We start from the raw sequence: 14,171 nt of genomic DNA, 5'->3' as shown, positions 1-14,171 counted from the left end.
CGTTATCGAGCCCTATTTGGTAAAAAGGCTTGAGATAACACTCAAGCCTTATCAAAGCGTAATTAGATAAGTAAATTACTCACCGTATACGTCATAGTTAAAGTATTTTGCAGCGATATCTTGGTAAATACCTTTCTCACGTAATGACAGGATTGCCGCATCCAATTGCTTAGTGAGGTCCTTATCTTGTTTACGTACTGCGATACCGAAGCCGTCACCAAACCATTTTGGATCCGTTAAAGAAGGACCAACGAATTCGTATGCTTCTCCGCCTTCTTTCTTAAGTACGCCGTCTTCCAATGCTGACGCATCACCAAGGACAGCAGCAATACGACCATTACCTAAATCAAGGTACGCTTCATCGAATGATCCATAACGTACAATTTCAACGCTGTCGCCAAAGTTGTCCGTGAGATATTTATCATGAGTGGTTGCACGTTGCACACCGATTTTGACGCCATTTAGATTTTCAAAATCAATACCAGCGCCTTTCTTAGCAATAAATTTGTTCGGGATCAGTGCGTATTTGCCGGTGAAATCGATTTTCTTTTTACGTTCTTCAGTAATCGACATTGCAGCAATGATTGCGTCATATTTACGAGCCAATAACGAAGGAATAATGCCATCCCAATCTTGAGGAACGATGACACATTTTGCTTTCAACTCTTCACAAAGCGCATTCGCCATGTCAACGTCGAAACCTTTTAATGACCCATCAGCTTCTGTCCAGCTAAACGGAGGGTACGCACCTTCAATGCCAAAACGCACTGTTTTCCATTCCTTTGCTTGCGCTACCCCAGTTGCTGCTGTTGCAACAATCGCTGCTGCTAATAACCACTTTTTCATTTCCATACTCCTGTGATTTAGATTATTTCTAACTTACATTATTTTGTTTTTGTATTGTGTTGTGTTGTGTTGCTTTTTATCGTTATTTTGAGCGGCACTCAAAATAGAGATGCTCTCAAATTAATATATCGAAGAGATAAATTGTTTTAAACGTTCCGATTTTGGTGTAGTAAAAAGCTGCGCAGGATCGCCCTGCTCTTCCACCAGCCCTTGATGAAGAAACATCACGTGGTTAGACACATCACGTGCAAATGCCATTTCATGTGTTACTACTAGCATTGTTCGCCCTTCTTCGGCTAGGTCACGCATAACACCTAAGACTTCCCCAACAAGCTCAGGGTCCAGTGCAGAGGTCGGCTCGTCAAACAACATGACTTCAGGTTCAACAGCAAGTGCACGCGCAATGGCTGCTCGTTGTTGTTGACCACCAGATAGATGACCCGGATAGTAATCTTTGCGTTCGTAAAGACCGACCTTTTTAAGAAGTAATTCTGCGTTTTCAATAGCTTGAGCTTTAGGGACACCCAGTACATGAATGGGTGCTTCGATGACGTTCTCTAGTACCGTCATGTGAGACCACAAATTGAACCCTTGAAATACCATCGCAAGACGTGAACGAATACGCTGCACCTGCTTTTCATTGACAGGCACAGATTCGCCAGAGCGATTATTTTTCATTTGAATCAGTTCACCGTTTACCCAGATTTCGCCCTGAGTCGGTGTTTCTAGAAGGTTAATGCAGCGAAGAAATGTACTTTTTCCAGAGCCCGATGAGCCAATGATTGAAATGACATCACCTTTATGAGCGGTAAGGGAAATCCCCTTTAAAACTTCATTTTGACCAAACGTCTTGTGCAGTTCTTTTATGTCCAGCGCTGGTACATCATTCATGCGCTTGTGCTCCCTGTATTTTATTGACTGCGAAGGTACTCCGACCTTTTGATATTCGATACAAGCTAGCACTACAAAGTGCGGTTTGCAACAAATTATTAACCTAATATACTCGCTAATTCAGCGATTATAACTGAGAAAATATGCATGTTAAAGTGCTTTAACCTCGACTTTGTGAATAATAGTAGCCGATAGATGCAAATCTAGTCACTTAGCGTTCATTATCAAAATCAATTTGATATATTTCCAAAATGTTACATAAAACCAGTCAATATTGGAGTTTATGCCTATTAACTTGATGGATAATTAGTACATTAGCCTAACTTATCCATTATTAGCAGAACTTATGATCTACCCGCTTATTGATAGAAGTGAGACTTGAGTAGCGTTTTGTTGGTCGACGCTATCTTGCACGCATAAAAAAACAGCACATTAGACGTGCTGTTTTTATTTTGGTGACTTGCTGGCTGTTATGCTGGCGTATTCCACAATGAGAAGGCCTGCTCGGCAGTAAATTTGCCATCAAGCAGTGCGCGCCCAACAATGACCCCGGAAACACCACTGCCTTTCAAAGCGGCAATATCATCTAAGCTACCAATACCACCTGATGACTGAAACTGGACTTGCGGGTATTGCTGACACAAGTCGACATAAAGCTCTACATTGCTGCCTTTTAGCGTCCCGTCACGTGAAATATCGGTACATAACACATGAGTTAAGCCAACGGTCAAATAATCGTCAATAAGCGCTTCGATGGTCACCCCAGAGTCTTCTTGCCAGCCCGAAATAGCGACATTTCTGACGCCATCGGCATCAATGTTAATATCGAGCGCAAGGACGATTTTTTCAGGACCATATTTTTCCATCCATCCCTTCACAAGTTCGGGTTCTTTGACCGCTGTCGAACCGACGACAACACGCTGAGCACCGGCTTCTAATAGATCCACCACATCTTGCTCACTACGAACCCCTCCACCAATCTGTATATGGGCAGGTGTGCTCGCAAGCAAGGTCGCAATTAAATCCAATTGGCGTGCCGTGGTGTCTTTAGCACCGGTAAGGTCAACAAGGTGCAACCAGTCTGCGCCCGCTTGATGATAGAGGTTGAACTGCTGCGCAGGATCAACCTTATACTCGGTCACTTGACCATAGTCGCCTTGATAAAGTCTAACGACTTGTCCTTCGATTAAATCGAGTGCTGGAATTATCACTGTTAAGTCCCTTTCACTAATTTTTAACTAATATTTTTTAACTCATCTTAAATAGCGCGCTTTGCGCTGCCTATCAACCCACATAGCAATGCTGATAAGTTGGCGTTCTTATAGAGAATAAACGCCTTATAACAACTCAAGAAAATTCTGGATTAGCTTTGAGCCAGCTTTAGACGAGCGCTCTGGGTGAAATTGCACACCATAATAGTTTCCACTTTGGATAGCAGCACTAAAAGGGAAACCATAATCACACTGCGCAATGGTATAATCACCTACTGGCATACCAAAGCTATGCACAAAGTAGAAATACTCAGAATCTTCAATACCCGAGAATAAAGGATTTCCTTCATCCGCCTTCACGGTATTCCAGCCCATGTGTGGTAAGGGTAAGTCACCAGTTTCCAGTTTTTTAACTTCGCCAGAGCAAAGCCCTAGGCATTCAACTATTTCGTCCGCTTTTTGCCCTTTCTCTTGTGAGAGTTTTCCAAGCAGCTGCATGCCCAAACAAATTCCGAGCAGCGGTTGCTCGACCTTTTTCACAAGTTCAATAAGATCCCGTTGTTCGAGGTTTTTCATCGCCTCGCTCGCCGTGCCGACACCGGGTAAAAACAGTTTATCGGCGGCAAGGACGATATCGGCATCTTTTGATATTGTGACCTGGTAACCAAGGCGCTCAATCGCAAACTTAACCGAAGATACATTGGCGCAACCAGTATCAATAATAACGACTTTTTGTTCTGCTTTAGCCATTACAACACCCCTTTACTGCTCGGGAGCTCGGTACCTTCCACTTTAATCGCCTGACGTAAGGTTCGACCAAATGCTTTGAAGAGGCTCTCAATAATGTGGTGATCGTTGTGGCCTGATGACGAAAGGTGCAGCGTACACGCTAAAGTGTCCGTTAGCGAACGGAAGAAGTGCACGACCATCTCCGTAGATAAATCGCCAACTTGTTCGCGGGAAAATTCCGCTTCAAATTTCAGGTATGGACGTCCAGACAAATCGAGTCCACATTGCGCTAAACATTCATCCATCGGTAAACTGAATCCAAACCGACCAATACCACGCTTATCACCTAACGCTTCTTTCAGCGCCTGACCGAGTGCCAACGCCGTATCTTCAATCGTGTGATGATCATCGATATGTAGATCACCTTTCACATCAATTTTCATTTGGAAACCGCCGTGTGTGGCAATTTGATCCAACATATGATCGAAGAAGCCCATTCCGGTCGAAATCTCGTTGCCACCGGCTTCATCAAGGTTAACTAACACCTTAATGTCGGTTTCTTTTGTCGTTCTTATGACTTCTGCTGTACGAGCGTTAACCGTGAGATCTTTTAGGATCTCTCTCCAGCCCATCGTTTGTGGATGATATTGGATGCCACGAATTGCCATATTTTCGGCAAGCTGCAAATCGGTCTCTCGGTCACCGATAACAACCGATGTTTTAAAATCGACCTTGCCACTTTGTAAATACTCTTTCACCATACCCAGCTTTGGCTTGCGGCATGAACAGTTGTCTTCATCGAAGTGCGGGCAAATAAGGACATCGTCAAACTTGACGCCTTGCGATTCAAAGATTTCCATCATCATATCTTGTGGCGCATCAAAATCAGCTTGGGGATAACTGTCGGTACCCAGTCCGTCCTGATTGGTTACCATCACGAGTCGGTAACCCGCATTTTGCAATGCCAACAAACTTGGGATCACATACGGTTCTAATTTCAGCTTATCCAAACGATCGACTTGAAAATCAACGGGCGGCTCGACAATCAGCGTGCCATCGCGGTCGATAAATAAGATTTTTTGTTGATTGCTCACTATAAAATTCCTTGTCAGTATGCTCTGTTAGGCAGCGCTTTGATTAATTTGATTGCGGATAAATGCCAACGTTTTCTCGCACTCTTCGCGATTACCAACACTGATACGTACACAGTTTTCAATTGGTGAATTACGTAAAATAATACCGTTGTCCCAAGTGGCTTTGAATAGTTCGTCACCATTGGTGAACTCAACTAACAGGTAGTTTCCCCACCCTTCATGGACCAAGACTCCCGGTAGCATTGACAAACCAGCTTGCAAATACGCACGGTTGGCATTCAGGTCCAATACTTGGTACTTAGCCCTTGCTAACCCGCTTTCTGATAATGCTTGAATCGCAATATCAGCGACGGGGACAGGCACTGGGTATGGCGCAATAACCTTTAGAAGAACATTAATTAACGGCGCATTCGCCAAGGTAAAGCCACACCGTAAACCAGCAAGCGCAAATGCTTTGGATAGCGTTCGTAAAATCGCCAGATTCGGGTAATCCGCCAGTAAGTCCGCCGTTGAGGCTTCAGGGCAAAAATCAATATACGCCTCATCCATTACGACAATTGCTTTATCTTTTGTCATTTCAAGCAAGGTAATAATGTCATCACGGTTGACCAAATTCCCCGTTGGATTATTTGGACTACAGACAAACACGAGCTTAACCGTGTCTAAGTTTGCTTCAATCGTTGGAAGGTCAAGCTGCCAATCGGCAGTGAGTGGCACGACTTTTCGCTCAACACCGATGGTTTCAGCGCTAATGGCATACATACCATAGGTTGGTGGACAATATAAAATACTGTCTTCCCCTGGTTCGCAAAAAGCACGTATCAATAGCTCAATACCTTCATCTGCACCACGTGAGGTTAGCGTTTGATTCGCCTCAACACCCGCATAGGAGGCGTAAGCTTCGATGAGAGCTTTCGGCTGGCATTCGCTGTAGCGATTAAGACGAGCGAAATCTGTTTTGTATTCGTTATCAAAGGGTGATTCATTGGCGTTCAACCAAATATCGCCACTGCCACCAATTCGTCTTGCTGACATGTAAGGCGTTAACGCTTGAACTTGTTTACGAGCCAATTTTTCCATCACTTCTGCTCCTGCATCAACTTTTCTACACGGATTGTCACTGCTCGTTTGTGCGCATCTAATCCTTCCGCTTCCGCCATTGTTACCACGGTTGGGGCGAGTAGCTCTAGCCCCTGCTTTGACAGCTCTTGTACGGTCATGCGTTTTGAGAAATCTGCTAGACCTAAGCTAGAGTGCGTTTTTGTGTAACCGTACGTGGGTAACACGTGATTGGTTCCGGACGCATAATCTCCAACCGACTCCGGTGACCAATCACCTAAGAATATAGAGCCCGCATTATCGAGTAACGACAGCAACTCACGCGGGTTTTTAGTTTGTACAATTAAATGTTCTGGGCCGTAATAATTCGAAATAGACACACATTGAGTTAGCGAGTCAGCAATAATCACCAAGCTTGACCCTAATGCTTTCTCTGCAATTTCTGCACGCGACAGATCTTTGAGTTGGTTACGTACCGCTTCTGTGACTTGATCGGCCAAGACGGCTGATGGTGTCACCAAAACAACCTGAGAATCTGGACCATGCTCCGCTTGACTCAACAGATCTGCGGCGATGAATTCTGGATCGGCACTATCATCGGCAATAACCAGCACTTCAGAAGGACCCGCTGGCATGTCAATTGCCGCACCACGAAAATCATTACTCACCTGACGCTTCGCTTCTGTAACATAGGCATTGCCTGGACCAAAGATCTTATCCACTTTGGCTACCGATTCTGTCCCATAAGCCATTGCCGCGACCGCCTGACCACCGCCGATGTTATAAACTTCGTCAATCTTGCAGAGCTTAGCCACATACAAAATTTCATCAGCAATGGGGGGTGGCGAACACAACACGACCTTCCGGCATCCCGCGATTTGTGCTGGTACGCCTAACATTAATACCGTGGAAGGCAATGGCGCACTTCCACCAGGAATGTACAAACCCACTTTATTAATCGGGCGCGTCACTTGCTCACAAACCACGCCAGGTTGCGTCTCCACCTTCAGTGGTTGTGGCTTCTGCGCTTTATGAAAGGTTGAAATATTGGCATACGCTTGCTCTAGTGCTTGCTTCATTTTCGCGGAAAGGCGACCTGAGGCTGCGTCAATCTCGTCACTAGACACTCGAATAGAGTCCGGGCGAACCCTATCAAACTTTTCGGTCAACGCTAATACCGCGCTATCGCCGCCTTGGCGCACCTGCTCAATGACTGAAGACACAGCAGCGGTAATATTCGCTCCGTCAGCAATAGCGGGGCGCTCCAAAATTGATTCTTGTTGGGATTGGCTCAGTGAGCGCCATACAACGGTTCTCATAGTCTTTACCCCATCATTTTTTCAATTGGCAGCACGAGTATTGAACTCGCACCCAGTTCTTTTAAGCCTTCCATTGTTTCCCAGAACAAGTTTTCGGTACTGACTAAATGAACGGCAACACGCTCTTTGTCAGTAGATAGCGGTAATACCGTTGGATCTTCTGCACCAGGCAGCAACGCTTTAATCTGTTCTAATTTTTCAACTGGGGCATGTAGCATAATGTACTTGGATTCTTTCGCTTGCTGCACACCTTGCATACGCGTCAGCAGCTTTTCAATCAGCGCTAACTTATCCGCATCAAACTCACCTTTACGCTGAATCAGCGTCGCTTTAGAACGGAAAATCACTTCCGCTTCTTTTAAGCCGTTAGCTTCTAGCGTTGCGCCTGTTGAAACTAAGTCGGCAATCGCATCAGCAAGCCCAGCTCGGGGGGCCACTTCTACCGAACCGGTTAGCATACATGCACTGAAGTTCACGCCTTGCTCATCCATATAAGATTTCAGAAGTTGAGGGTATGTTGTGGCAATGCGCTTACCTGCCAAATCTTGTGGTCCGTTATACGTTTCGTCTTTATCAATCGCAATGGATAAACGGCATCCACCAAAATCGAGACGGCGCAACGTAAGAAATTCGTTGGGCTCACCCAGTGCTATACGGTCTAAACGCACTTCTTCTAATTCATTTTCACCAATAAAGCCCAGATCAACGACACCATCCATGATGAGCCCAGGAATGTCATCATCACGCACCAATAACAAATCTATTGGCATATTTAGTGAATGAACCACAAGGCGCTCACCCATGACATTGAACTTCACTCCACATTTTTTTAGTAGGTCTTGGCTGTCTCTGCTAAGACGACCTTTCTTTTGAATTGCGATTCTTAGGCGTTGTGATTGCATTGCTGTATCCCTGTGCAAATTATTGATTTCTTAAATTATAAAACGAAAAAACCCTCGGGAGCTTTAGTCTCCCGAGGGTTAAATTCTTAAATCTTGCTTCGAACCACCGAGAGTTTTTTTAGCTCTCAGGTATGCGTGCATCTCCCGAAAGACTAGATTGGGTGATGATGGTGATGATGAATGTTCATATCGTTATTACGCATAGTTATTTGGCGATTCCTTTTAAGCTGTGACTTCACACTAACTAAGCTCAGTTAAATTTTCAACAATTAATTTGCAGTTTTTTAAAATTTAATCTAGTTCGAACCCAATTGGACGCACTCACGATGTCATTCTCGTTGCAGCGAGTCAAAAAAAGAGCCCTAATAGGCTCTTTTTAATCTACTCATCACGATAAAAGATATCAGTTACGCTTTAACGTCTTTTGTCATTCGAGCTTTAGATAGCGCAGAAAGTACACAACAAACTAATACAAAGGTTACGCTAGCTGCAGCGAATGATATCCAAACCGAATTTGTCATACCTAGCGCGATGAAACCGACGCAAGACACAACAGCGACGGACAATGCATATGGCAACTGAGTCGATACGTGGTCAATGTGATTACAACGAGCACCTGTTGAAGACAAAATCGTCGTATCTGAAATGGGTGAACAGTGGTCACCAAATACCGAACCAGCCAGTACCGCACCTAACATTGGTAACATCATAGCGATATCCGTCGCACCAGCCATGTCACCCGCAATTGGTAACATAATGCCAAACGTACCCCATGACGTACCGGTTGAAAATGCCATCAAGCCAGCCAATAGGAACAAAATCACCGGCAACCAATGAACATCTATATTGCCTTGAACGGTAGACGACAAGTAAGCACCGGTCTTCATATCGCCAATCACAGAGCCAATTGACCATGCAAAGAACAAGATCAGAATTGCACCAAACATCGATTTAGCACCAATCCACATCGTTAGTGCGATATCTTTTACGGCTAGCTTTTGCTTCACTACCGTATAAATCGCCATTGCAAGACCAGCACTGCCACCGTAAATCAGTGACATACCTACATCGGTATTTTCAAATGCCCCTAACATATTAAACGCTAGGCCGTCAGCAGCTAGGGCTTGGCTACCCGTAAATAGCATCGCTCCGACCATGGCAAAGATAAGCACGACGATAGGAAGAACAAGATCAGATACTGACCCAAAGTCGCTTTCTTTAATATCAAGCTCTTCGTTTAGTTCGTGTGCTTCTTTTGCGTCGTTTTCTTGGTCATGATCAAAACCAATCCCTTGCTTAGCGCGCATCTCATGTTTACGCATTGGACCAACATCAAGTTGGAACCAAGCTACAGCAAACACCATTAGTAACGCAAAGACAGCATAAAAATTCATTGGAATGAGTCGAACATAAGCACCAATTGCCGAGTATTCAGTAATACCATGACTAATTAGGATGCCACTGACAATCGTCATGATATAAGCGCCCCAGCTAGAAGCAGGCATCAATACGCACATTGGGGCGGCTGTCGAGTCTAAAATGTAGGCAAGCTTCGCACGTGACACATAAAAGCGATCCGTTACTGGGCGTGAAATGGCGCCAACCGCAAGGCTGTTAAAGTAGTCATCAACAAAAATGAAAACGCCAAGGAATGCTGCCAGTAATTTGGAACCGCGCTTGCTTTTTACGCGAGACTGCGCCCATTCAGCAAATGCTTTTGTACCACCGGATAAGGTGAGGAGTGCCGTCATCATACCAAGCAACAATAAGAAGCCGACGATACTCATATTCCAAAGATTCAAGCCACCGTCTTCAATGATGACACCAGAAACAGTATCAAAGACGTAACCTGCGGCATTGGCAACAGAGTAATCATTAAGAAGGAAGGCACCGAGAACAATACCTACTCCTAAAGAGAGTAAAACGCGACGTGTGATAATAGCCAAACTCAAAGCTACGATCGGCGGCAGCAATGACAATGGTGAGGAAGCAAAATCGATTAAGTTCATGATCTTCAAAAACCAGTTTTAATTATGGTTAGAGATCTACTGCAGACATATGTAAACACCCGTTTTGGGTATATACATACAGATTTCAACAAATGTTGAATAAGCGAAAGAAAAGCGAATGCTTTCCCAACCCCTACAGTAGCGCTCCATAGTTTAACAAATAATAGACTATGGCAGTGTTGTTCCTTTCAGAGACAACCCCAGCGAGAAAGCGTGATCTTCTATTCTCACTTCGGCGACTGCGCCTTTTGTTGTCGTCCATTGGCATCACCCCAACGACAAGTACTTTTCGCAGTCGCACCTCTACATCAAAAGTAACGTTTACCACTAATCCTACAAGTGTAGCATTAGAAGAAAATTCTTACTTTTGCATTAGGTGCGCGCCATTGTACTTACTGAACAGTCAATTGCAACATCAATATTGTGAATGAGTTGTTATAGGTAGAGAGAGGTATGGCTGAGATTATTTAGAAATGGAGTATGATTCCAAAAGACTACGACGACAATTATCACTATATTTCGTAGCGGTATTGCAACAACATTGTACGTTTGGACGCGCTACTCTTCGGAACTCTAATAGCTGATACTAAATAAATAATAGAGCGTTAATGTTTGCTCACTCCCTAAAGTACACGAACTATAGACATTTAGCATAATTAAGCCCGACATTTACTATTTACTTTAGTTCACTTAGAAGTGTAACTTTCACGCCATTTAAACGCCCTGAAAGATGATAGACAAATATGCAACCACGCTATCTACCATCTAGTGAACTCGTATTGATACCGCTCGCAGTATCATTAAAAACATTGTTAAACCATGACTATTAATGTAATCACACGTTACATTTAGAGCTGTTTCTCATTCTTTTATCAATTTCCTGTAAAAATTAATCTATTTTTACTTTTGTTACAGCTATTTTATTGTCAATATAGAAAATGACGTTTATTATTAATCTCGAACAAAATAAATCATGGGAATTGTCATGTCTGAATTAACCAAAACTTTGCTTAATATTCGTAGCCTGCGTGCATTTGCTCGTGAACTAACGATTGAGCAACTTGAAGAAGCACTAGAAAAATTAACGCTTGTTGTCTCTGAGCGTCAAGAGTCTGAAAAAGAAGAAAGAGCAGAAAGAGAAGCTCGTGAAGCTAAGCTAAGCGAATACGCTCAAATGATTGCTAAAGATGGCATCGACGTTGAAGATTTAATTGCAGCATTGTCTGGTGAATCAAAAGCAAAAAGCAAAAGCAAACGTGCACCACGCCCTGCAAAATACAAATATGTTGATGGTAATGGCGCAGAAAAAACATGGACTGGTCAAGGCCGTACTCCATCAGTAATTCAAGCTGCGTTAGATGCTGGTAAGTCTCTAGAAGAATTTGAACTTTAATTCTCTATTCTAATAGAACTAGAGTTATATAAAAAAAGCGCCCTACGGCGCTTTTTTATTATCTTTCCCAATACGCTTCTTCTAAGCTGTCTTCTCTTTCTGGTAAACCCCTCGACAACCTTGGCGAATGCTGAACCAACACTTCATAACTTGCTCTATTAGAATACTTGCATACTTGTGAAAAAGATGAGTACGTTAAAAACTGATATTGATGCTTACTAGAGTTAGGCACATTTTCTCTATGGTGTTTATTTGCTGCCATGTCATGCAATAATGCTGAAAGCGCTGCATCGCCCGCACCATTGGTATTTTTAATTTTCTCTGGGCCGCCCATATACGGTGCAATATGAGAATACACTTTAATTGGGTTATTACACTCTGCTTTTACCGCGGGGCGACTAAACTCGTAACGATTAAATTCCGCAATACTACCAGGCAATAGTGGTAATGATGTTTCTCGCTTAGCATCATCTTCTGTATACCCCCCCATAAATAACCCAATTGGGCCTGCGGTACACAGAACTAAATCTACCCACTCTAGCGCTTTATCCGATGCCGCTAAAGGATCGCTTTCTCCAGTCAGAGCTTCTGCTTCATCTTCATTCATCGCAACAACGGTGACATGCTGCTTTAAAAAATCCTGCCAATATTCAGGGTCGTCTTGAATAACAAAACGGGTCCCTAACGTTAGTACCACTGGCACGTTATATTTTTTGGCATACTCTATCGCCTGCATGGTCGCTTCTGGCATTGGATCGCCCGGTTTACAACGCACTAAATAAGCGGTTAATACTAACGCTGACGCTTTTTTGAAGATATTTTCAGGGATACTTTCCGGCTTAAGCTGGTTCATTTTCCCTTCACTAATTGCAAACGTACGCTCGCCGTCTTCAGTAATAAGAGTGAAGCAGCGCCCTATCGCACCATCAACACCTTGCAAATAGTTAAGATCCATGCGGCTTGATGTATTGCACAGATAACGGTACCCGTAGCTACCAATCTTAATATCTGAGCTCATCACACCCAATAGCACCGACTTATCATCCGCGAGTACAGAAAAGTTATGTAATGTATTCCCTATCGTTCCACCCGCGAATTCATTGGTGATGAGTTCTTTTTCCTTTAACTCCGTGTATAAAGCTTCCGCGGCTTTATCATCAATAACCAATGAATGTCCTTTACTCAAGCGATATTTTTCAATCAAGCTACTGTCTACTTTCGCTTCAATATCAACCAAGGTTTGGTCAATACCGACAATATGCGTTTTAGACATTTTTTTACTGCTTTGCGCTTGGCTCACTAATGGGTCGCGAGCATGAACGGGAAAGTAGTGCTTGGATTTTCTTTGGCCAGGGAATTTCATAACGTAATCTGCTTAGGGAAAAAGAAGGCGGCAATTCTAACTCTGTATAGATCATCAGAGCAACATAGGCAATTAAGGCAAACGTTTACCTATTCATTTTTTTGTCAAAAGACTTGTATTTCTCCCATTGAAGACACACATAACCCACTTAACAAAGTGTGATTTAGTTCGCGGAACTGTATTGCACGTTTTGTTTCTGCTAAAATCTGCGTCCAATTACTATAGGTGGTATTTAAACATGTCTGATAACAGCCAAAAGAAAGTGATCGTCGGTATGTCCGGCGGTGTGGACTCATCCGTTTCTGCCTATCTTCTAAAACAGCAGGGCTATCAAGTAGAAGGCCTGTTTATGAAGAACTGGGAAGAAGACGATAACGAAGAGTACTGCACGGCTGCAGAAGATCTTGCAGACGCACAAGCTGTTTGCGACAAGCTAGGTATCCACCTTCATACTATCAACTTTGCTGCAGAATACTGGGATAACGTCTTTGAGTACTTCTTAGCTGAGTATAAAGCGGGTCGTACACCAAACCCTGACATTCTTTGTAACAAAGAAATCAAGTTCAAAGCCTTTTTAGAGTTTGCCGATGAAGTACTCGATGCAGACTATATTGCCATGGGGCATTATGTCAGCCGTACGTTCCCTGAAAACGGTGAAAAGCCACAAATGCTACGTGGCTTAGATAGCAACAAAGACCAGAGCTATTTCCTATATACATTAAGCCATGAGCAAGTAGCCCGCAGTCTATTTCCAGTGGGTGAGCTAGAAAAACCTGAAGTACGTCGTATCGCAGAAGAGCAAGACCTGATTACTGCGAAGAAAAAAGACTCAACCGGTATCTGTTTTATTGGTGAGCGCAAATTTACCGACTTCTTGTCTCGCTATTTACCTGCGCAACCGGGTAAAATTGAGACACCTGAAGGCGCTGTCATTGGCGAGCACCAAGGTTTAATGTACCACACGTTAGGGCAGCGTAAGGGTCTACATATTGGTGGCCAAAAAGGCGGCGGCGGTAATGAAGAACCATGGTATGTCGCTGAAAAAGATCTTAAACGTAATGTCTTAATTGCTGTACAAGGTGCCGATCACCCGTTATTAAAGTCAAATGGCTTACGTGCATCTCAATTGCACTGGGTTGATCGTGAAATCATCACTGAACCAATGACATGCACAGTGAAAACACGTTATCGTCAACAAGATATCCCTTGTACTATCATTCCAATGGATGATAGCAACATCAAAGTCATCTTTGATGAGCCACAGGTCGCTGTTACACCAGGGCAATCTGCCGTTTTCTATAAAGACAACGTGTGTCTAGGTGGCGGTATCATTGAAGAGCGCATTTAATTTATTA

12 protein-coding genes, 1 riboswitch and 1 other annotated feature are annotated in these 14,171 nt (G+C 43.6%); of the genes, 2 read left to right on the top strand and 10 right to left on the bottom strand.

What is annotated here, in order from left to right; all coding sequences use genetic code 11:
- Positions 1–75 precede the first annotated feature (75 nt).
- The 9 genes from MD535_RS02885 to MD535_RS02845 form a co-directional block, all read right to left on the bottom strand.
- A complete protein-coding gene (locus tag MD535_RS02885; protein WP_265673430.1) occupies positions 76–846 on the bottom strand; it encodes an ABC transporter substrate-binding protein in 771 nt (256 codons plus the stop codon).
- A 120-nt stretch (positions 847–966) separates the two neighbouring features.
- Positions 967–1,737: an ABC transporter ATP-binding protein gene (locus MD535_RS02880; protein ID WP_265673429.1), complete on the bottom strand. Its 771-nt coding sequence runs from the start codon at positions 1,735–1,737 to the stop codon at positions 967–969.
- A 470-nt stretch (positions 1,738–2,207) separates the two neighbouring features.
- Positions 2,208–2,948, bottom strand: a complete 741-nt coding sequence (hisA, locus tag MD535_RS02875) for a 1-(5-phosphoribosyl)-5-[(5-phosphoribosylamino)methylideneamino]imidazole-4-carboxamide isomerase (RefSeq protein ID WP_265673428.1) — start codon at positions 2,946–2,948, stop codon at positions 2,208–2,210.
- A gap of 126 nt (positions 2,949–3,074) precedes the next feature.
- Positions 3,075–3,698 (bottom strand): imidazole glycerol phosphate synthase subunit HisH, encoded by a 624-nt coding sequence (gene hisH / locus MD535_RS02870; RefSeq protein ID WP_265673427.1) that lies wholly within the window; start codon positions 3,696–3,698, stop codon positions 3,075–3,077.
- Positions 3,698–4,771, bottom strand: a complete 1,074-nt coding sequence (gene hisB, locus MD535_RS02865) for a bifunctional histidinol-phosphatase/imidazoleglycerol-phosphate dehydratase HisB (protein ID WP_265673426.1) — start codon at positions 4,769–4,771, stop codon at positions 3,698–3,700. Before hisB ends, hisH begins: the two co-directional genes overlap by 1 nt.
- Before the next feature lie 27 nt (positions 4,772–4,798).
- The gene (hisC, locus tag MD535_RS02860; protein WP_265673577.1) at positions 4,799–5,851 is read right to left on the bottom strand and encodes a histidinol-phosphate transaminase; all 1,053 of its coding nucleotides are present in this window, start codon (positions 5,849–5,851) and stop codon (positions 4,799–4,801) included.
- The gene (hisD, locus tag MD535_RS02855) at positions 5,851–7,149 is read right to left on the bottom strand and encodes a histidinol dehydrogenase (protein WP_265673425.1); all 1,299 of its coding nucleotides are present in this window, start codon (positions 7,147–7,149) and stop codon (positions 5,851–5,853) included. Before hisD ends, hisC begins: the two co-directional genes overlap by 1 nt.
- 5 nt (positions 7,150–7,154) lie before the next feature.
- Entirely contained in the window at positions 7,155–8,051 is an 897-nt protein-coding gene (gene hisG, locus MD535_RS02850) for an ATP phosphoribosyltransferase (RefSeq protein WP_265673424.1), read from the bottom strand.
- A gap of 42 nt (positions 8,052–8,093) precedes the next feature.
- Positions 8,094–8,228: a sequence feature (His leader region), on the bottom strand.
- Positions 8,229–8,458: 230 nt separating this feature from the next.
- Positions 8,459–10,060, bottom strand: coding sequence for a Na+/H+ antiporter NhaC family protein (locus MD535_RS02845; protein WP_265673423.1), 1,602 nt, complete (start codon positions 10,058–10,060; stop codon positions 8,459–8,461).
- A 131-nt stretch (positions 10,061–10,191) separates the two neighbouring features.
- Positions 10,192–10,374: riboswitch (Lysine riboswitch) on the bottom strand.
- 671 nt (positions 10,375–11,045) lie between these two features.
- Between MD535_RS02845 and MD535_RS02840 the strand changes: the two genes are divergently transcribed.
- Complete coding sequence (locus tag MD535_RS02840) at positions 11,046–11,453, top strand: H-NS family histone-like protein (protein ID WP_265673422.1); 408 nt, start codon at positions 11,046–11,048, stop codon at positions 11,451–11,453.
- Between the two features lie 58 nt (positions 11,454–11,511).
- Here the strand turns inward: MD535_RS02840 and MD535_RS02835 are convergent, their stop codons facing one another.
- Positions 11,512–12,816 (bottom strand): inosine/guanosine kinase, encoded by a 1,305-nt coding sequence (locus tag MD535_RS02835; RefSeq protein WP_265673421.1) that lies wholly within the window; start codon positions 12,814–12,816, stop codon positions 11,512–11,514.
- Between the two features lie 238 nt (positions 12,817–13,054).
- Here MD535_RS02835 and mnmA point away from each other — a divergent pair, with 238 nt between their 5' ends.
- A complete protein-coding gene (gene mnmA / locus MD535_RS02830) occupies positions 13,055–14,164 on the top strand; it encodes a tRNA 2-thiouridine(34) synthase MnmA (RefSeq protein ID WP_265673420.1) in 1,110 nt (369 codons plus the stop codon).
- Positions 14,165–14,171 lie beyond the last annotated feature (7 nt).

The sequence above is a fragment of the Vibrio qingdaonensis genome (assembly GCF_026191675.1).
GTDB classification, from domain to species: Bacteria; Pseudomonadota; Gammaproteobacteria; order Enterobacterales; family Vibrionaceae; genus Vibrio; species Vibrio qingdaonensis.
This window is presented reverse-complemented; position numbering and strand designations above follow the sequence as displayed.

What these genes read in the sequence shown, in the direction of transcription:
- MD535_RS02880 (WP_265673429.1), bottom strand. Translation starts at nt 1,737, where the DNA reads ATGAATGATGTACCAGCGCTGGACATAAAAGAACTGCACAAGACGTTT.
- mnmA (WP_265673420.1), top strand. Translation starts at nt 13,055, where the DNA reads ATGTCTGATAACAGCCAAAAGAAAGTGATCGTCGGTATGTCCGGCGGT.
- MD535_RS02840 (WP_265673422.1), top strand. Translation starts at nt 11,046, where the DNA reads ATGTCTGAATTAACCAAAACTTTGCTTAATATTCGTAGCCTGCGTGCA.
- MD535_RS02835 (WP_265673421.1), bottom strand. Translation starts at nt 12,816, where the DNA reads ATGAAATTCCCTGGCCAAAGAAAATCCAAGCACTACTTTCCCGTTCAT.
- MD535_RS02885 (WP_265673430.1), bottom strand. Translation starts at nt 846, where the DNA reads ATGAAAAAGTGGTTATTAGCAGCAGCGATTGTTGCAACAGCAGCAACT.
- hisH (WP_265673427.1), bottom strand. Translation starts at nt 3,698, where the DNA reads ATGGCTAAAGCAGAACAAAAAGTCGTTATTATTGATACTGGTTGCGCC.
- hisD (WP_265673425.1), bottom strand. Translation starts at nt 7,149, where the DNA reads ATGAGAACCGTTGTATGGCGCTCACTGAGCCAATCCCAACAAGAATCA.
- MD535_RS02845 (WP_265673423.1), bottom strand. Translation starts at nt 10,060, where the DNA reads ATGAACTTAATCGATTTTGCTTCCTCACCATTGTCATTGCTGCCGCCG.
- hisG (WP_265673424.1), bottom strand. Translation starts at nt 8,051, where the DNA reads ATGCAATCACAACGCCTAAGAATCGCAATTCAAAAGAAAGGTCGTCTT.
- hisC (WP_265673577.1), bottom strand. Translation starts at nt 5,851, where the DNA reads ATGGAAAAATTGGCTCGTAAACAAGTTCAAGCGTTAACGCCTTACATG.